Here is a 20,142-nt window from a genome sequence, read left to right as displayed (position 1 = left end):
CTTACTTGGAATCAGACAATGTTTATTCGATAATGGAATCTGCTATTTTCTGAACTGAGTCCAAATTGTTCCCCTTAGATGTTTGTCCATTTCCATCCACACTGTCGGGCATATCTTAATATGTATTAAATTCTTTAAGACGAGGAGAGTAGATGAATGGACAACCATGATTCACAGCGGGAGAGGGAAAAAGTTGCGGTAATCGGATTAGGCTATGTGGGCCTTCCCTTGTCTGTCTTGCTGGCGGAAAAGGGGTTTTATGTAAAAGGGATTGATCTCGATGCTAACAAAGTCGCTAAGCTTCAAAGTTCAAAAAGCTATATTGGAGACATAGATGACATTACGTTAAAGAAAGTAGTAGACAATGGACAGTTCACTGCAACTACGAATTTTGATGAAATAAAAGACGTTACTTCTATAATTATTTGTGTTCCAACACCACTTACAAAACATAAAACGCCTGATTTAAGCTTTGTCATGAGCGCAGGAAAGGAAATTCAAAAGAGACTGCAAAAAGGGCAGCTTGTTATTTTAGAAAGTTCAACCTTTCCCGGTACAACAAGGGAAGTATTATTGCCTATACTTGAACAAAGTCGACTACATGCCGGTAAAGATTTCTTCCTGGCTAATTCACCTGAAAGAATTGATCCTGGTAATGAAAAGTATCCGGTAGAAGGTATTCCTAAGGTTATCGGGGGAGTGACAAAGAAGTGCAGCGAAAAGGCACAGTTCCTTTATAGTAAAGTTTATCGTGAAGTTGTCCCTGTTTCCTCAACCGAAGCAGCTGAATTGACCAAGCTTCTTGAAAATACCTATCGTTTTGTCAATATTTCATTTATAAATGAGATGGCCATTCTTTGCGATCAATTAAAGATTGATATTTGGGAAGTTGTCAGAGCCGCGTCGACAAAACCATATGGATTTACCCCTTTTTATCCAGGTCCTGGAATAGGAGGTCATTGTATCCCTGTTGATCCGTTATATCTTCAATGGAAACTGCAGCAATTTGAGACGAGCAGTGAATTTATTACACTATCAGACCGTGCAAACGAAAAAATGATTAACTATATCGTTACCCGTACGGAAGAGCTTTTACAGCCTAAACAATCCCTTTCAGGAGCAAAAATTCTTATTTACGGTATCACCTATAAAAAAGATGTAGCGGATACGCGCGATTCGCCATCCCTTGAGATTATTAATAAGTTCAAACAAAAAGGAGCAAATGTCAACTATCATGATCCCTATATTCCTTCATTAAATATTGAAGGTCATTTATTTACAAATACGGAGTTAACGGAGCAAGTCTTAAATAAAATGGATTGTGTGATTATTTTAACAGACCATTCCTCCATTCCACTTGACAAAATCCTACATCATGCTCCTCTTGTTTTTGATACAAGGAATGTGACTAGCGGATCTAATGGTACTGCCATTATCGTTCGGCTCGGAGAAGGCGCCGATCGATAAACTTTTTCAAATAGACAAAACCGGGCAAAAACCGCCCGGTCCTTTTTGTTTAACGTATATCCGATAACTGCAATTTTTATTTTTTGTTCGCTTTTCTGAATCCTCATATTTTGCTCATTATTTTCATAAGTTCTATATATTCTTCTAGATTTCCAATATCGTAACGTTCCCCAGAAATGATTTTTCCATTGATTGTTTGTTCTTTCAGCAAACCGTTTATTGCGTCTGTTAGGTGAATTTCCTCATCGACACCCTCTTTTATATTCTCCAAGCATTGAAAAATCTCAGGAGTAAAAATATATCTCCCGATAACACTTCTTTTTGTTTCCTGATATACATCAATTAATTGTTTAAGAGCAAAAGTTTGATCAGAAATGACAAAATCATCAGGTAATAGTATCCCAAAAGGATCATTCCCAACAAACACTTTCCCAAGTCGTATTGCATCTCCAAGTCCTTTTGCATAAGGCTGTCTTATATAACAAATATCAATTTTTGGAAGTTCCAGATGTTTAATTAAATATTCTTTATTTTTCCTTTTTAAATAATTCTCTAAGTGTATTGATTGGTCAAAGTAGTCCAAAATTGAACTTTTTGAATTTGAAGTTACGATTAGCACCTGTTCAATACCTGCGTGATTGCCCAAATAAAACCTGCTAGCTCTCTTGCCACTGCCGTTATAGCTTTACCACTTTCTTTTCCTCTTGATAATAATCGAAAATACTTCTTATGAAGTCGGTTTTGTGCTTTCCAGGATATTGCTAAAACCATTGGCGATTGTCCATTTTGTCTCTTTTGTAATTCACCTTTAACGCCCGGTTTATATCGGTAACTCCAGGCAGATTCCACTAGTAGTCGACGAACATGTCGATTCCCCGTTTTGGTAATCTTTCCTTGTTTTCTACATTCACCACTCGAATATTCGCTAGGTACTAACCCGACATACGCCATAAAATGTCTAGGAGTCGAAAAACGTTTAAAAGAACCTATTTCTGCCGCAATGCTAGTCGCCGTGATCAGTGCTACGCCTCTCAAAGTTTGTAAAGCTTGGATAATTGGGGCATGATCACTGTCCGTTGCTTGTATTCTGATTTCCTCTTCTAGTCTTAAGATTCGTTGTTGTATCTCTTTAATTTGATGATAGTACTCTCGAAAAACCACTTGTAGTTTAGAGTTTTCAAATTTTAACGTGTCCAACCATCTATAATACCTAACGGTCCATTTTTTCCCCTTTGATGGTGGTTGAATATCATAACGTAATAAAAATTTACTTAACCGATGTTTAGCTCTCAATTCGTCCTCTACTGCGTCTTCTCGACATCTAACAAGATCTCGTAAAGCTTCATCCTCTGGAGTAGGAACGTAAACAGAAGTTAATTCCCCAGCTCGATATAATTGAGCTAGTCGAACGGAATCTCTACGATCCGTTTTAATACGCTCACCAGGCCTTTGAGGAATTAAAGATGGCGCTATAACAGTACAGTGAATATTTAGCGTAAGAAGTAACCTATACAATGCATATCCGGTAGGACCGGCCTCGTAACACACTTGTAGGTTTTCGCTGCTTCCTATTTTTTTATCAATTTCCTAATTGCTTCTGGTGTGTTTGGAATCATATCCCAATATCTAGGCTCATCTCGTCCTTCATCTGCAATCGCAACAGCTATTTTTTCTTTTGATACGTCTAAACCTACATATTTTATGGTATCCTTCATAATGACTAGCTCCTTCCGTAATGTAGCTCTGATTTGGTTTGTTTTTTTCAGTAAACATTCTAACCAAATTAACCTACGATGTTACGAGTAAGGAGCTAGTTTCGTTCATGATAACTCAACTATATAATGTATTGCAGGCTTTAAACCCAAAGGGAACATTTCTTTAGGTATTACTTTAGTTATAGGAAGACCTCGAGTACCGTACCCTGCTGCAGGGATAATTGCTTTCCTCACCATAACCGTTCCTCTCCTTCTTTAGTTTTGTTGAATAAATCAAATAAAAAATATGCTTCTATGCAATAATCAGAAAAATTAAAGAGTTGACTTGTTATTAGTATGTGAATTGATATGAGAAGGAAACGGCTTGTATCATGACCTCAGCGAATAAACGCCGCTAAGGAATTCGAAAATCTATACAATGTGAGTTGTATTGATTTTAGTTTGCCAGGCTTAATTAACCCAAGTAAGGATTATTCAGAACGAGGTGGGGAATTTTTATAGGTGGAGGAGTAATTTGCCAACAAGGTTTGTTAAGAAATATTAAAAATCAACTTAACCAACTTCCTAGGTAGAAAGATATTAAGAAGCATACTGACATTTGTAAACAGCAAAATGGTGCAGGAATGATTGCAGAAATGTACAATTTATATTCTAACATGGAAATCAATTTACAAAAATAAAAAAGTAAAAATAACCCATCACAAAAATGATTAATTTTTCATAAAAATATAATAGGTAGGAATAATAAATGGAAGGTTTTTATCATAACTGCACTTTCGTAAACAATTCAAGCATAAAAATTCCATTTTTCACCCATACTATGGAAAAAGATGAGGTGATGAAAGTGGGACTACTCAACTCATTTAATCAATGGAAAGAGACAAGGTACCAAAATCATGTGACCAATATGAAAGATCAAGGCAAATGCCCTGATTGTCAAGGACGGGGCTATACCGTGTATCCTTATAATGAATTTGCCTACTTTAATTCGTTCGAATGTCCGGGCTGTCAAGGTAGCGGTCATTATACGGATTGGGAAGAAATGCAATAGGAAAAGCGCAAGCGGCCCTGGAGCTGGAATAAGAAAATCCCTTCAATGAAGGGATTTTTTGTGTTTAACTCTTTTTAATCAGACTTTGATAGGCTTTTGCTGTCCTAACCTCTACTGTTATGGAGCCTTTATTTACAATTGCTTTTAAAAGTAACGGAACTCCTGTTGTATTTTTAAATCTAAAATCCTTACCGCCATACGAAACAGTTGCATCCCTTCCTGTCGGCACATAGCCTACCGGTAGTGAGTGATGATTTCTTTCAATATAACTTACCGCTAATTTGTCAATGGCATTAAAAAGGGTTGAAGATGTCTGACAAATACCTCCACCAATCCCATCAACCAATTTTCCATCAACAATTTCTTGCGCAGGTTGATAGCCATGCTCTTGATCACTTGGCCCCACAGTTGTATTAAAGGAAAATGAATCTCCGACACCAACAATAATATTATTGATTGCTTCAGCGGATAAGGATATATTTTTGTTTCTTCCTGCCACCCCACTTTTAAAATAGGTAGTAAATGAAGCGACCACCACTTCTCCGAGTTGTGCAGCCTCCTCAGGTTTATAGCCGCTCGTGGTAACATATAAGGGAATCTCCACATCCCCTCCTTTAGCAGAAACCTGGAAGATCTTATTAGCTAACTCTGATTCATCTAGAATGGTTTGTGGTGTACCTGGTATCACTTGACCATTTGCATCCAGCTTATCAAGCATCATCCTTTTATCATAACCTGGTGTTTCTTTCGTTCCTCGTGCAAGTTCCCTCGTCAAGGTTGCTATTTCCACTTTATATCCTTCAGCATCTTTTCCAAATCCTAAATCCTTTGTATTGAAGGTTTTAACAATGTTTTTTGTATTCGGATCAATAATGTTGACGTAAACTGGCTTTGCCTCCTCTAGTTTTCTCCTCTCTTCTTCCTTTTTCTTTTCTTCCATTTCTTTTTTCTCTTTTTCCATGACCTGCTGTTGTTCAGATGTTTTTGCTTTTGCCTTTCCCTCGTTTTCTTTCATCGATTGTTCCGAACATCCTGTTAACCCGACTAAACTGCCTGATAATAAAATGATTAGTAACCTAGTAAACTTTATCATTTTCCCCCAACTTTTCTTTTATTTATTTCATAACCTGAATATACTATTGGACGATTTCAAATGGAATTCGTTTCATATTATTCTCCTAATCTATTCCACCTTTCACTTCCATTATCCTTCCAATAAAACCGATAAAAGGAAAATACCCAGTTTGGACAATGAATAATTTTTAGGAATCAGTAAATAGTATTGAATAGATTTGTCTATTTTGGGAGGTGCGAAAATGTCTGTTTATGTTTATCAGACGTTTGTCATAAAGCAGGAAAAATTTAAGGAGGGTATTGAAAATTTAAAGGAATTGAAAAAATTCCGAAATGAAAATTATGATCATAAATTGGAGATCTTGACCCCTGTTTCCGGTAAAGATCATACATATGCACTGCTTTCTACCTATGATGGTTTAGCAGAAATGGAATTACAAAATAGAAAAATGTTTGAGGATGAGGAATATAAAGAACTAATTGGTTCCTTTTTCCTTGAATACATCGAACAAGGAAGTATGTATACGCAAATATACCGATCCCTTAAAGAAGGGAAAAGCGATAAAAAGAAGGAAAAGAAATAAGACGTAAAAAAATGAAAAAAGGGCATATTGCCCTTTTTTCATTTTTCCATTTTAGTCTTGATCTAAAAGAGCCGCACCGGCAATTCCAGGATTGGTCATTTCATAAATATTTAAAATAAGATCTAACTCTTCTTCAGTAAGAACGTCATGCTGAAGACATAGTTCGCGAACTGACCTGCCGCTAATGGTGGCTTCCCTTGCAATTCGTGCTGCGACTTCGTATCCTAAGTGTGGATTGACAGCTGTGATAATGCCTACACTCTTTTCTACATATTCCTTTAAACGAGCCTCATTTGCCTCAATTCCTGCCAAACAGAAATCGGTAAATGACCGGAAACCATTGTTCATAATACTAATGGATTGCAGTAAATTAAACACTAGTACAGGCTCCATCACATTTAATTCAAGCTGGCCTGCTTCAGAAGCAAGGCAGATGGTATGGTCGTTTCCAATTACCTGGAAAGCGATCTGATTAATTAGTTCCGGCATAACGGGATTTACTTTCCCCGGCATGATGGATGAACCCGGTTGACGAGCAGGCAGGGAAATTTCGCCTAGTCCTGCACGTGGGCCGGATGCCATCATGCGGAGGTCATTTGCTATTTTTGACATATTCATCATACAAACTTTAAGTGAGGCTGAAACCTCCGTATAGGCATCAGTATTTTGTGTTGCATCAACAAGATGTTCAGCATTCACTAATGGCAGCCCGCTAATTTCTGCTAACTGTATGACGACATCTTTAATATATTTCGGATCTGCATTTAAACCTGTTCCAACCGCTGTTGCCCCCATATTTACTTCATATAAATGGGACTTAGACTGTGAAATCCGTTTCATATCTCGTTCCAGTACTCTGGAGTAGGCTTCGAACTCTTGACCTAACCGAATTGGTACCGCATCTTGGAGATGGGTGCGCCCCATTTTGATAACGTTTTCAAACTGTTTCGCTTTTCCTTTGAAAACCTTATGCATATCCTCCATAGTCATTAACAGCTTCTCAAGTAAGTTAAGTGTAGCGATGTGAATAGCTGTCGGAAATACATCATTTGTTGATTGTGACATATTTACATGACTATTCGGACTTAAATGGTTGTAGGCTCCTTTTTCGTGTCCAAGTAATTCAAGGGCACGGTTCGCAATCACTTCATTTGCATTCATGTTCATCGACGTTCCTGCCCCGCCTTGAATCGGGTCAACAATGAATTGGTCATGCCACTTTCCTTCTATTATTTCATCAGCCGCCTGGCACATGACATTTCCCAGTCCGCTATACAAGCGAGTAGTATTCATATTGGCAATTGCCGCTGCTTTTTTTACCATTGCGAGCGCTTTAATCAACTCTTCATGAATTCGATAGCCAGTTATAGGGAAATTTTCAACCGCCCTTAATGTTTGAATTCCATAATATACATCTGACGGTATCTCTTTCTTCCCTAAAAAGTCCTGTTCGATTCTTATTGTGTCCATTAGCTTTCGTCTCCCACTCTTTTATTGAAAAACCATGATGCTCATACAAAATAATAGCAGTTATATCCCCTTCTGTCTTCCATTTCACTGCCGAAAAGCGAAATTACTCTGTTGAAATAATAATCCACCCTTTTCATTTTACTGGTGTGATTGGAAATAACCTTTCAACATGTTTAATCATCATAACAAGGCAACAGTAGTTGTAACCGTTTTCACACAATTCCATGGTTTTAGTCCTGTCTAATGTTGTCGAATATGAATAAATTGTTGAACTTTGTCTAATCTTTTAATTCTCCACTATCTTATATTAATACTATATCCGTGTTATAATCATTTACAAATATTATTTCAATATTGTAAATTTTAAAAACTTAAGGATTAGGTTACGAAAGGAAGGATTAATCATTACATGTTGACCACAGCCATTGATTCCATACCACAACCAAAAACATATGGCCCGCTTGGCAATCTTCCACAACTAGACCTAGAACAACCATCACAGTCGATCATGAAACTTGCCTATGAATATGGACCCATTTTTAAACTTAAATTCCCTACTGGTACTGGAATTTTTATTTCCTCAGCAGAATTAGTAGAAGATGCATCCGATGAATCCCGATTTGATAAACTGGTCAACGCCCCTTTACAGAAAGTTCGCTCTTTCTCCGGGGATGGTCTGTTTACAAGCTGGACGAAAGAAGACAATTGGCAAAAAGCTCATAATATCCTTCTGCCCAGCTTTAGCCAAAGTGCCATGAAAGGGTATCATTCGATGATGGTTGACATCGCCCTTCAGCTCATCCAAAAATGGTCACGGTTAAACTCTGACGAAAGTATTGATGTCCCGGAGGATATGACGAGACTTACGTTAGATACAATAGGATTATGCGGCTTCAATTATCGCTTTAACAGTTTTTACCGGGAAAAACCCCATCGTTTTATTAAATCTATGGGGCGTGCCCTAGATGAGGCCATGAACCAAAGTAATCGCCTTGGGGTTCAAGATAAACTGATGGTGAAGAAAAAACGCCAGTTTAATCGGGATATTCAATACATGTTTTCCCTCGTCGACCGCATCATTGAAGAACGAAAATCAAGTGATGACCATGACGGCGAGGATCTTCTTTCCCGGATGCTTGATTGTGCAGATCCAGTAACCGGTGAAAAGTTAAGTGATGAAAATATCCGCTATCAAATTATTACCTTTTTGATTGCCGGACATGAGACAACAAGTGGATTACTTTCATTCGCACTATATTTTCTTATGAAGCACCCTAAGAAATTAACAAAGGCTTACGAGGAAGTTGACCGTGTCCTCACAGGGCCGATTCCAACTTACCAGCAGGTGCGCCAATTAAAATACGTCCGGATGATCCTAAATGAATCTCTAAGACTTTGGCCAACTGCGCCACTCTTCTCCTTGTACGCCAAGGAGGACACCGTATTAGCGGGGAAATATCCACTTAAAAGAAGAGATGTTGTCAATATTCTGCTCCCCAAATTGCACCGTGATCCGAATGCATGGGGTGATGATGTAGAAGAATTTAAACCTGAAAGATTTGAGGATCCCAAAAAAGTACCACATCATGCCTACAAACCATTCGGCAATGGCCAGCGTGCCTGTATCGGGCAGCAGTTCGCCATGCACGAGGCAACACTTTTACTCGGAATGATTTTAAAACATTTTGAATTGGTCGATCATACAAATTACCAACTTAAGATAAAAGAAACCCTGACATTTAAACCAGAAAAACTAACGATGCAAGTTCGTCCGCGTGAATCCCATTCCTCTGTTCCATTAACGCAGGATGAAAGTAACACTGCGAAAGATTTGCACGGAATACAATCAATACAAATGAATCAAACAATCGTACATGCCCATAACACACCACTTCTTGTGTTATATGGATCAAATATGGGAACTGCCGAGGGGATTGCCAGGGATATTACCTTGATAGCTCGATTCAAGGGTTTCCAGTGTGAAGTGGCACCACTTGATGAATATGTGGGCAGGCTGCCAAAAGATGGAGCAGTTTTCATTATTACGGCATCCTATAATGGAAATGCGACAAAAAATGCCCGTAAATTTGTAAAGTGGTTAAAAGAGGAAGATTCAGAAGTCCTTACTGGAGTAAAGTACGCTGTTTTTGGCTGCGGTGATACGAATTGGGCAAGTACCTACCAAAGCATTCCTAATTTCATTGATGAAAAACTGACTGAAAAAGGGGCTACCCGCTTGGTACAAAAAGGACAAGGTGATGCAAGCAGTGACTTTGAGAAGCAGTTTGAGAACTGGCATGACCTTTTATGGCCCAAGGTATTTCATGCTTTCGGTATAGAAGTCGATGATCTCGCTAATCATACTGGCAAATCCTTAACGGTTCAATTCGTAACAGGGGAGCAGGAGACAGCCTCAGTAGCCGTGGTTTCTTCTAAGGCTGTTATACCCGCAGTACTGGCGCAGAATTCATCAGAGTTAGTAGAACGTGTATTAAAACGCTTTGCATTAGAGCAAAATAAACAACTAATTATTAGCGGGGACCGTGAAGCAATCACCCATCTACCACTGAATTTTCCTGTCCGTACATGGGATTTACTAAAGTTTAGTGTAAACCTACAGGAAACTGTCACACAATCGCAGCTTCACGAACTTGTGGAAATTACTGTCTGTCCACCGCATAAACAAGAATTAGAAATGCTACTCAATGAACAGGAATATGAGTTAAATGTGGTCAAAAAAAATATTTCGATGCTTGATTTATTAGAAAAATACCCGGCTTGTGAGCTTTCATTTGAAAGATTTATCGAGCTTTTATCTCCATTACAGGTACAATAATCAATAAATGTGGTGCCCAAAATTCGGTTCTTTACAAGCTTTGGGCATTTCTTTTTTAAACCGTGAAAAATGTTTACACCCGAAAAGCCAGATTAAATTTTTTTAAAAGTTGACCGAATATTTCCCTTTCTTCTTCTGGCCAATCACCTAAAAGTTCCGCTATTCTCTCCAAACGAGCCTGTTTATGATCGTTTAATTCCTTCGTTCCTTGTTCCGTTATTTGAAAAGAATAAGCCCTTCCATCTAACGGATCCGGGATTCTGGTTAAAAAACCCTTATGCTCTAAAGCGGCTGTTTGTCTGCTAATGGTGGATATATCTAAACCGAACTCGCCAGCCAAAGTCTTTACACCAACTGCCCCTTTTGTCACTATTCTGCGAAGCAGCAAATAAGCTGACCTGTCAAGATTCCAAAGCTTTTTATTAGTACTGACGGCCGTAGTTCGTCTTATTAAGATTGCAAGTTCCAGTTCAATCGTTTCCAAAGCTTCATCATTCATTTTTTTCACCTCATTGTTAAACGTTTTCTTTAAATTATAATACCATAATCATTCCACTTATAAAGGTGGCCAAGAAGAAACCACTATTGACGTAGTGGAAAATAGTTGTATAATACAATTATATAGTTTCATTATACAACTATTTTACAAAAAGTAAAAAAGGAGAAATGCTTATGTCGTCAAAACCAACAACAGCACCACCAAAGATCCATTCTACTCCAGAAATAAACGGTAGCTTATTAGCACAGCCAAAGGCAATTTGGGCTGTTTTTTTTGCCTCTATTATCGCCTTTATGGGGATTGGCCTTGTTGACCCTATTTTACCGGCAATAGCCGAACAATTGCATGCATCCCATAGTCAGGTTACATTACTTTTCACCAGTTATAATGCAGTAATGGCTGTTGCGATGCTTATTACAGGTACAATTTCATCAAGGATAGGGATTAAGTGGACACTCCTCGCCGGAATTGTGATTATTGCCGTATTTTCTGCACTTGGAGGATTATCAAACGGTATTTGGACACTTGTCAGTCTTCGTGGCGGTTGGGGATTAGGAAATGCTTTGTTTGTCGCAACAGCATTAGCTGCCATTGTCTCTCTTTCAACAAGCGGTACTGCGAAGGCGATTATTTTATATGAAGCGGCGATTGGTCTTGGCATTTCAGTCGGACCGTTACTCGGGGGCTGGTTAGGTGCGATGACATGGAGGGGCCCGTTCCTTGGCGTTGCCGCCCTGATGGTCGTAGCCTTCCTCGGGTTATTTTTATTAATGCCTAAGGCTGTCCAACAAAAAGGTAAACAATCAAAGACGTCTTTATTAGACCCGTTCCGTGCCCTGAAACACCGGTCATTGCTTATTTTCGGAATCACTGCAGCCCTATACAATATTGGCTTTTTCACTTTGCTTGCCTATGCACCATTTGTTATGGGATTAGATGAACATGGGCTCGGCTTCGTATTCCTGGGATGGGGCATCTTGCTAGCCGTTACTTCTGTTTTCATGGCTCCGAAACTTCAGCAACGGTTTGGAACGATTAAATCGATGTGCGCAATGTTAATTTTGTTTGCCCTGCTTCTTTTCGCTATGGGAATTTGGACCTCAACCCAATGGGTAGTCATTGCGGCGGTTATTGCTGCAGGTGCATTACTGGGGAATAATAATACATTGATTACCACCGCAGTGATGAATGCAGCACCTGTTGAGCGTTCAACCGCATCAGCTGCCTATAGTTTTCTCCGCTTTATCGGGGGTGCTATTGCCCCATTCATGGCCGGAAAACTAGCGGAAATTTTTAACCCTTCTGTTCCATTCATTGTCGGAGGCAGTTTTGTCCTACTCTCCGTTCTCTTTATTTTCATTAACAATAAACACGTTAAGCATGTTGATGATGCCGAAATAGGTCATTAATTATTTAAAGGATCTGCACAGTGCAGATCCTTTTTTACTTTAAACCATAATTTTACAAATATCATTGGTAAACTCTACAGGATCCTCAATTGGCAAGCCTTCAATTAACAATGCTTGGCTGTATAACAGGTTTGTATATAGCGTTAATTTCTCGTTATCTTTTTCAAAAGCATTCTTTAAGGATTCAAAAACCTCGTGATGGACATTAATTTCTAACACCTTGTCCGCTTTCACATTTTGGTTGTTCGGCATTGCATTTAGAATCTTTTCCATTTCAATTGAAACAGCCCCATCGGTTGTTAAACACACAGGATGTGATTTCAAGCGTTTTGATACTCTGACATCCTTCACTTTTCCATTTAGGATATCTTTCATAAAATCAAAGAGCTCCTTGTTTTCCTTCTCTTCTGACTCAGTTTCCTTGTTTACATCGGCATCAAATCCCAAATCACCGCTTGATACTGATTTGAATTCTTTTTCTTTGTAAGCCATGACTATTCGAATCGCAAACTCGTCAATTTCTTCAGTGAAATATAAAATTTCATAGCCTTTATCCATAACCAGTTCAGTTTGCGGAAGCTTTCCGATTCTTTCGTTTGAATCACCTGTCGCATAATAAATAAATTTTTGCTCTTCCGGCATCCTCGACACATATTCGTCCAAAGTGACCATTTTCTTTTCTTTAGAAGAATAGAACATTAATAAATCCTGTAATTCTTCTTTATGCATGCCATAGTCACTGTAAACACCATATTTTAGCTGTCTGCCGAATGATTGATAAAACTCTTCATACTTTTCTCGTTCATTTTTCAAAATATTAATTAATTCACTTTTTATTTTTTTATTAATATTTTTTGCAATTAGCTTTAATTGGCGGTCATGTTGCAGCAACTCTCTTGAAATATTTAATGATAAATCCTCAGAATCCACCATACCCTTTACAAAACTAAAATAGTCCGGTAGTAGGTCAGCGCATTTATTCATGATGAGAACACCATTAGAATAAAGCTCTAACCCCTTTTCAAATTCTTGAGAGTAATAGTCAAACGGAATTTTTTCAGGAATATATAAAATGGCATTATATCTTACAGCACCATCCACGCTGATATGGATATGTTTAATAGGCTTATCAAACCCGTAATGCTTTTCCGCATAAAATTGTTCGTAATCCTCTGTTGTCAAATCCTTCTTGTTTTTCCGCCAGATTGGCACCATGCTATTAATCGTTTGTTCCTCTTGAACATCCTCGTATTCATCTTCGCTGCCTTCTTTAAGCCTGCTCTCGGTGACATCCATCTTAATTGGGTAGCGAATAAAGTCAGAGTACTTTTTGACAATTCCCTTTAAGCGGTATTCTTCCAAATACTCGTCATAGCTCTCATCTTCGGTATTCTCTTTGATTTTCAAAATGATCTCAGTTCCGATTGCATCTTTTTCGCACGGGACAAGCGTATACCCATCGGCCCCTTTAGACTCCCATTTAAATGCTTCATCACTGCCTAATGCTTTACTAATGACTGTGACTTCATCCGCAACCATAAAGGCTGAATAAAAACCGACTCCAAATTGACCGATAATATCATGGCCGTCTTTTACCTCATTCTCACTTTTAAATGCTAAAGAGCCGCTCTTGGCAATGGTCCCCAGGTTATTTTCTAGATCTTCCTTGGTCATCCCAATCCCGGTATCGATAATTTTCAAGATTCTATTTTCTTTATCGGCTGACACCTTTATAAAATAACTATCTTTGTCAAAAGTTAATGAATCATCTGTTAATGCTTTGTAGTAAATCTTGTCAATCGCATCACTCGCATTTGATAACAACTCTCTTAAAAAAATCTCCCGATGGGTATAGATGGAGTTGATCATCATGTCTAATAATCGTTTCGATTCTGCTTTAAATTGTTTTGTTTCCATTAAGACCTCTCCTTCGGCATATCATTTACTTTTTCATTTTAGCACTCTATATACGTGAGTGCTAACCATTAATTTAATACCATATAATTTTCCCCTAGTCAAGAAAATAGAAAAAGCACCCGTTGGATGCCCTTTTTATTTATGGAATGATTTTCGTCGACCTTGCCCTTTCCGCCGTATGTTGTATCCGTTTGCTTAACGGTTTTTTCAAGAGCAGTGCTAAGACAAAGCTGGCGGAAGCAAAGACTAGTAATGATAACACATCCTTTACGACAACATCCGTCACCATCCCTCCAACTGTTTCCCGAAGCATGCTCACTGCATAAGTAAATGGCATAAACGGATAGATCATTTGAAAAAAGGAGGAAGTGGTACTGACCGGAAATGTTGCCCCGGAACTAGAGATTTGCAGCACCAAAAAGATAATCGCTAATCCTTTTCCAATATTGCCAAACACCGAACATAGGGTAAACGTGATAATAACAAACACCATACTTATGAAAATACACATTAATACAAACCAAAGTTTGTCGACAACGTAAGTATGGATAAAATACAAATCTCCTAGCGACGCTACCGCTCCTTGAAAGATCCCAATCGTTAGAAATGTTAAAAGTCTTCCTAAATATAGATGATAGCCCTTGTATACATTGTCTGGATTTTCAACATCCACCCTAAGGGAAGCAATCAAGAAGGTTGCTCCCACCCAAAGCGCCAGCATTGTATAAAACGGTGACATCGCTGAGCCATAGTTTGGAATCGGAAAGATCCTCTTCGTTTCCAAAAGAACTGGACTCGATAAAAAATCGCCCTCTTTTTGCGGATCATGCTTCAAAAACTGGATTAATTCGTTTACATTCACACTACCTTCGAACTTCCTTATCTTATCCGCAGCATTTCTTATCTGCGTTTCAAAACCCGGCAAATCATTGCGGGCTAAATCTGCCGCTTTATGAACTGCCTTCTCAAGTTCCGGCAGCTTTGTTTGAATAAGAGTAGACGCTTTCCGAATGTCCCCCTCAAGGGCAGGCAAATCATTGCGAACAAAATCAGCTGCCATATGTATTTTTCGTTCAACAACAGGCATTTCATTTTGGAAGAAGTCCCCTGCTTTATGAATAATTTCTTCTCCTTCAGCAACTTTTTGTTGTAGTGAAAGTAGTGTTTGATTTACTTGGTTATGAATATTCACTAGTTCCTCGTTAAGCCGTGTTAATTCTTCTTGATTTTTAGATGTATTTGCCTGATCTGTATCCCCTTCTTTGGCTATAACAATCCCTTGCTGAATATTCGTTTCAATATCCTTCATATTTGCGATAACATCCGAGATGATTTCATTGACGCGGTTCAACTCTGCCAGCTTCCCTTGCACCGTCAACACCTTATCTCCCGCTTCCTTTATCCGCGGTAAATTTGCTTCCACTTTTAGGATACTGCTTCCTGCCTGCTGAATTTCAGGAATTCTTTGCTCAAGCTCCATCACTTTTTGTCCCTTTTCGCGTATTTCCGGTAGTTTTCCCTCTAGTTCAATTGCTTTTTTCCCCATTTCTTCAATTTCTGGCAGGGCCTTTTCAAGCTCAAAGATTTGCTTTTCAACATTTTGGATCGAAGGCAGCTCTTTCTCTAATTCAACCCCTGCCTGAAAAAAGCCTGAGAATAGGGCATCTCCCACTGTTTTAACAAAAGCTTGGCTTATTTGAGTAGTTAAGCTAGATGCACCTGAACTGGTAATTTTCGGAGCAACAGCGTTAATTTTTTCATTGACTCCAAATACTATTTTCGGTTTTTTCGGGTTTATTTCCAAAATACTCGTTAATTTCTTTGAAAAATCCTCAGGGATTATGAGATAGGCATAGTACGTACCTTTCTCTACCCCTTTTACAGCTTCCTTTTTGGTTACAAACACCCAGCCAAGTTTATGGTTCCTTTTTAGATTTTTTACGGTATCATATCCGACATTGATTTTTTTCCCTTGAATTTCTGCGCCAGTATCTTCGTTGACGACAGCTACTTTTATCCCTGATGTATTGCTATAGGGATCCCACATCGACTTAATATTTACCCATGCATAGGCGGATGGAAGTAACATAAGAGCACCAATTAACAATGCAACAGCAGGAACACTAAATATATTTTTCCAATCCGTTTTGTATATAAGCCAAATTTTACCCACTTTTTCCCCATCCTTACTTTTGCATCCATTTCCTTTATCTTTTCACTAGTCGTATGGAACGATTCCTTGAAATAAGAAAATACCCTGAATCAAAATGAGTCAGGGTAAGATCGTTGTTATTCAATTTTATTATCAACCATATTTAGAGTCTTGCTCTTTACTTCTTTGGATGAAAAGCGGGGAAACCCTGTCAAGATTGCGATGATCCCACATAGCCCAATTAAGATTGGGTAGTAGGAATAGTGTAAAATACTAATCGGCGAAATACTGGCGACACCAGCAGCAACAAGGAGCTGCGCTCCATATGGAATTAATCCTTGAATACAGCAAGAGAAAAGATCAAGCAAACTTGCTGATTTACGCGGATCAATTTCATATTGGTCGGAAATATTTTTAGCAAGCGGGCCAGTAATGATTATAGAAATAGTGTTATTGGCGGTTGAAAGGTCGGTTAAACAAATAAGACCGGCAATACTGAATTCAGCGCCCCTTTTTGATTTAATATTTCGTGTAACTTTGTACAGAAGGAAATCAATACCGCCGTTATGTTTAATGATTTCTACCATTCCGGCAATTAAAATGGCAAGAAACGAGATTTCATACATTCCAGCCATGCCATCGCCGATTTTCTGTATGACATCCATTAACTGATAGCTGCCATCCAGTACCCCAATTGCGCCGGAAAAAAAAATCCCAAGTGATAAAACAATAAACACATTAATTCCCGCTAATGCAGTAATTAGCACACATAGATACGGCAAGATCTTGATCCAATGAAAAGACTGTTGGGTAATACTAGCTTGTTCCCCAATGGTTAAAACGCCTAGAATCACACACGTTATGATGGCAGCGGGCAGGACAATGAGGAAATTCACCTTAAACTTATCCTTCATTTTCGTTCCTTGCGTCCGAACTGCAGCAATCGTGGTATCCGAAATAAATGATAGATTGTCCCCGAACATCGCACCACCAATAACCGCCGCCATCGATAGGGCGAGCGAAATATCTGTTTGGTCACTAATTCCAACTCCAATTGGAGCGAGTGCAACAATGGTTCCCATGCTTGTCCCCATTGCAAGTGAAATAAAGCAAGCAATGATAAATATACCGACCATTAATAAGTTTTGCGGTACAACAGATAACGCAAGATTAACTGTTGAATCGACAGCACCCATACCCTTGGCCACTTCAGAAAAGGCACCCGCTAATAGAAAAATCACGACCATCAGCATGATGTTTGCGTCACCGGCACCTTTCGTGAAGATTTCAACCTTTCTATTAAATGAAACTTTTCGGTTCATGGCTAAAGCCACGGCAGCTGCTATTGAAATCGCCACAATAACCGGAAATTTATAAAAATCTCCTGTCACAATTCCTGAACCAAGAAAAAGAATCAAAAATACGGCAAATGGTAGTAATGCCCACAAATGCCCTTTGTTGTTAGTATCCATGATGTACCTCTCTTTACCCTTCATAAAAAACAAGATTAAGAGTACAATAATTTATTATCTTTCGCAAGGTGTTTAAGAATATCAGAAACAATTTCCATTTCAACAATATGTAAAAAATATTTTAGAAAATAAATAGGGATTGCCCGCTGCAATCCCAATCCATTATCATTTGAAAAATAACTAATTAGTTACCTAATAAAACCCGCCGCCACCAACAAAGCTTGCACCGATGATAATAAGCAGGATAAATAAAACCACAATCAACGCAAACCCATTTCCAAAACCGCCTACTGCTCCACTCATTAAATCCACCTCCCAGCTATTACTGAATTATCTTATGTAAGGGGTGTAATTTTGTGTATAAAAAAAAGGGCAGGATCTAAATCTGCCCACTAAAATAGCACTTCGTTAATACCATTGATGTTGACATGATGGTACCGTTATTTATTTAATAAAACACTTTCAGAATCCTTTTTATAGTCATATGTGGACCTATCGACAGGAATAAAGTTTTCAGGAGTGTAGAAACGCAATAAATCTCCATTCACAACTTTATCAGAGAATGATAATTTTTGTTGAACCATTTCTTTAAATTTCTTTGCTTCCTCCAATTTATCATCTTCTAGTTTCATCCCTGTAGTGGAATTATAGAACTTACCGTCAACAGCTGTAATCGTCGGACTCACATAATCGCCATTTCGGAAGGCAACCAGATCATCATGTTGTTCAGATAGTAGGTCTGTCCCAAATTGAACATAGTCTTTTGTTTCCGTCCCAAGCAAATGAAGGAGTGTTGGAAGTAGATCGACTTGCCCACCGTATTCATGATTTACTCCACCTTGCATACCTGGCACCCGAATGAATAATGGTACACGTTGTAACCCTGCACTTTCAAAAGGAGTAATTTCCTTTCCAAGCACTTTTGCCATCGCTTTATTATGGTTTTCTGAAATACCATAATGGTCACCGTACATCACAATGATGGAATGGTCATATAAACCAGATTCTTTTAAGTAATCAAAGAATTGCTTCAATGCCTCGTCAGCATAACGTGCTGTCTGGAAGTATCCATCAACAGATTTATCACCCGTCGCAGCTGGTGCAATCGTCGCATCTTCTTCATTAATTGGATATGGATAATGATTGGATACCGTAATAAATTTTGTATAAAATGGCTGCGGTAAAGATTCAAGAAGCGGAATGGATTGCTCAAAGAACGGCTTATCCACTAGCCCATATTCTGCTTGATCCTCATCATTTATTTGATAATAGTTTGAATCAAAAAACTTATTAAATCCAAATGATTTATAGATTTCATTACGATTCCAGAAGCTTCCGGAATTCCCGTGGAATACCGCAGAAGTATAGCCCTGCTGACCCAAAATTGCAGGAGCCGCTTGGAATGTGTTTAAACCTTTCGTTGTAAAAGCTGATCCTTGAGGCAAGCCAAATAATGAATTCTCAAGCATAAATTCAGCATCTGACGTTTTTCCTTGTCCTGTTTGGTGGAAAAAGTTATCAAAATACATTGTATTTTGATCCTTTATCAATGAATTTAAAAATGGTGTTACTTCTTCCCCATTTAACTTGTAATTAATAAGGAAGTTTTGCATTGACTCAAGATGTAAATAAATCACATTCATACCCTTACCAACACCGAAATATGCTGAATTTGGCTCAGCATCATTTGATTTTGTATAGTTAATGACTTCTGTGATATCGTCACTATCAGCCAATACTCTTTGTGCAGACGCCTGGGTACTTTTAACCGCATCATATATGGTGTAATTGTACATGCCTAAATATTTAACAATATAATTTCGATCAAAGCCCCTAGTCAATAATTGAGGACGATCCATTTCTGCTAAAGATAGATTCGCGCAAGAAATAGCCAGTGATAAGGAAAACAATACAGCCATTTTCCCACGATGCATATCCTTGACCTCTATCTTTACAAAGCGAAAAACAAGTAAGCAAATCAAAAGAATGATATCAATGAAAAATAAGAAATCATATGGTTTTAAAAGTGAACCCACACTGCCGCTTACATCACCAAAATTTTGTGTCTGCGTTAATGTCGGTAACGTAATAAAATCATTAAAAAAGCGGTAAAATAAACTATTCGCATATAAAAGAAAGGATAATAGAAAATCAATCACAATAAGTGATATATACTTTTTCCGTCCCTTAAAAAAGAAAGAGATGCCAAGAAAAAGTAAGGCTGAACCTAACGGATTGATAAATAAAAGAATCTTTTGTAAGGAATTCTCAATGCCTAAATCAAATTGTGTTAGTTGAACGATATATGTTTTGATCCATAAGAATATTACTGTCAAAAAGAAAAAGCCAATATATTTATTAAAAATACCTTGACCCCTTTGAAGTATATTATTCATTTTCCGCACCACCTTCTAGCACACCATTATGGACTAATAATAGCTGCAATTAAATATGAGATTGAAACCAAATACTCTAACATCTATCATAACTGTTAAA

Annotated in this window: 16 protein-coding genes and 1 pseudogene; 5 read left to right on the top strand and 12 right to left on the bottom strand. The window is 38.2% G+C overall.

The features are described 5' to 3' along the window. Positions 1-156 precede the first annotated feature (156 nt). Positions 157-1,467, top strand: a complete 1,311-nt coding sequence (locus G6554_RS11860; protein WP_166242034.1) for a nucleotide sugar dehydrogenase — start codon at positions 157-159, stop codon at positions 1,465-1,467. A gap of 103 nt (positions 1,468-1,570) precedes the next feature. Here the strand turns inward: G6554_RS11860 and G6554_RS11855 are convergent, their stop codons facing one another. From G6554_RS11855 to G6554_RS11845, 4 genes and pseudogenes are all read right to left on the bottom strand, one after another. Then, the gene (locus tag G6554_RS11855) at positions 1,571-2,113 is read right to left on the bottom strand and encodes a sugar phosphate nucleotidyltransferase (RefSeq protein WP_166242031.1); all 543 of its coding nucleotides are present in this window, start codon (positions 2,111-2,113) and stop codon (positions 1,571-1,573) included. Continuing rightward, positions 2,080-3,015: an IS110 family RNA-guided transposase gene (locus G6554_RS11850; protein ID WP_347564298.1), complete on the bottom strand. Its 936-nt coding sequence runs from the start codon at positions 3,013-3,015 to the stop codon at positions 2,080-2,082. The genes G6554_RS11855 and G6554_RS11850 overlap by 34 nt, the downstream gene beginning before the upstream one ends. A 20-nt stretch (positions 3,016-3,035) precedes the next feature. Next, positions 3,036-3,182, bottom strand: a complete 147-nt coding sequence (locus G6554_RS25750) for a hypothetical protein (RefSeq protein ID WP_242637875.1) — start codon at positions 3,180-3,182, stop codon at positions 3,036-3,038. 114 nt (positions 3,183-3,296) lie between these two features. Then, positions 3,297-3,419, bottom strand: a pseudogene (locus tag G6554_RS11845) (sugar phosphate nucleotidyltransferase); the annotation flags it as partial. A 607-nt stretch (positions 3,420-4,026) separates the two neighbouring features. On the opposite strand from G6554_RS11845, the gene G6554_RS11840 reads away from it, so the two are divergent. Further along, positions 4,027-4,233, top strand: a complete 207-nt coding sequence (locus G6554_RS11840) for a J domain-containing protein (RefSeq protein ID WP_166242029.1) — start codon at positions 4,027-4,029, stop codon at positions 4,231-4,233. A 64-nt stretch (positions 4,234-4,297) separates the two neighbouring features. On the opposite strand, the gene G6554_RS11835 is transcribed toward G6554_RS11840, so the two are convergent. Next, entirely contained in the window at positions 4,298-5,326 is a 1,029-nt protein-coding gene (locus tag G6554_RS11835) for a VanW family protein (RefSeq protein ID WP_166242027.1), read from the bottom strand. A 223-nt stretch (positions 5,327-5,549) separates the two neighbouring features. Here G6554_RS11835 and G6554_RS11830 point away from each other — a divergent pair, with 223 nt between their 5' ends. Further along, positions 5,550-5,891: a hypothetical protein gene (locus G6554_RS11830; protein WP_166242024.1), complete on the top strand. Its 342-nt coding sequence runs from the start codon at positions 5,550-5,552 to the stop codon at positions 5,889-5,891. A 51-nt stretch (positions 5,892-5,942) separates the two neighbouring features. On the opposite strand, the gene aspA is transcribed toward G6554_RS11830, so the two are convergent. Beyond that, the gene (aspA, locus tag G6554_RS11825) at positions 5,943-7,361 is read right to left on the bottom strand and encodes an aspartate ammonia-lyase (RefSeq protein ID WP_166242022.1); all 1,419 of its coding nucleotides are present in this window, start codon (positions 7,359-7,361) and stop codon (positions 5,943-5,945) included. Between the two features lie 409 nt (positions 7,362-7,770). Here aspA and G6554_RS11820 point away from each other — a divergent pair, with 409 nt between their 5' ends. Then, entirely contained in the window at positions 7,771-10,197 is a 2,427-nt protein-coding gene (locus G6554_RS11820) for a cytochrome P450 (RefSeq protein ID WP_166242019.1), read from the top strand. Between the two features lie 73 nt (positions 10,198-10,270). Here G6554_RS11820 and G6554_RS11815 read toward each other — a convergent pair whose 3' ends face one another. After that, positions 10,271-10,696 (bottom strand): MarR family winged helix-turn-helix transcriptional regulator, encoded by a 426-nt coding sequence (locus G6554_RS11815; protein ID WP_166242017.1) that lies wholly within the window; start codon positions 10,694-10,696, stop codon positions 10,271-10,273. A 173-nt stretch (positions 10,697-10,869) separates the two neighbouring features. Between G6554_RS11815 and G6554_RS11810 the strand changes: the two genes are divergently transcribed. Next, positions 10,870-12,105 carry an MFS transporter gene (locus G6554_RS11810; RefSeq protein ID WP_166242015.1) on the top strand — a complete coding sequence of 412 codons (1,236 nt, stop codon included), beginning with the start codon at positions 10,870-10,872 and terminating at the stop codon, positions 12,103-12,105. Between the two features lie 39 nt (positions 12,106-12,144). Here G6554_RS11810 and htpG read toward each other — a convergent pair whose 3' ends face one another. The 5 genes from htpG to ltaS all read right to left on the bottom strand — a co-directional run bounded on the left by htpG (position 12,145) and on the right by ltaS (position 20,042). Continuing rightward, complete coding sequence (gene htpG / locus G6554_RS11805; protein ID WP_166242012.1) at positions 12,145-14,022, bottom strand: molecular chaperone HtpG; 1,878 nt, start codon at positions 14,020-14,022, stop codon at positions 12,145-12,147. A 139-nt stretch (positions 14,023-14,161) separates the two neighbouring features. Continuing rightward, positions 14,162-16,195, bottom strand: coding sequence for a YhgE/Pip family protein (locus tag G6554_RS26210; protein WP_166242010.1), 2,034 nt, complete (start codon positions 16,193-16,195; stop codon positions 14,162-14,164). 116 nt (positions 16,196-16,311) lie between these two features. Beyond that, on the bottom strand, positions 16,312-17,646 hold the full coding sequence (locus G6554_RS11795; RefSeq protein ID WP_166242007.1) for a Na+/H+ antiporter NhaC family protein: 1,335 nt from the start codon (positions 17,644-17,646) through the stop codon (positions 16,312-16,314). A gap of 192 nt (positions 17,647-17,838) precedes the next feature. Continuing rightward, on the bottom strand, positions 17,839-17,949 hold the full coding sequence (locus tag G6554_RS11790; RefSeq protein WP_166242005.1) for a YjcZ family sporulation protein: 111 nt from the start codon (positions 17,947-17,949) through the stop codon (positions 17,839-17,841). Positions 17,950-18,086: 137 nt separating this feature from the next. Next, positions 18,087-20,042: a lipoteichoic acid synthase gene (gene ltaS / locus G6554_RS11785; RefSeq protein WP_166242003.1), complete on the bottom strand. Its 1,956-nt coding sequence runs from the start codon at positions 20,040-20,042 to the stop codon at positions 18,087-18,089. Positions 20,043-20,142: the final 100 nt, after the last annotated feature.

The organism is Bacillus sp. MM2020_4 (assembly GCF_011250555.1).
GTDB lineage: Bacteria > Bacillota > Bacilli > Bacillales > Cytobacillaceae > Neobacillus.
The sequence above is the reverse complement of the archived record's forward strand: the minus strand, read 5'-3'. Positions and strand labels throughout refer to the sequence as shown.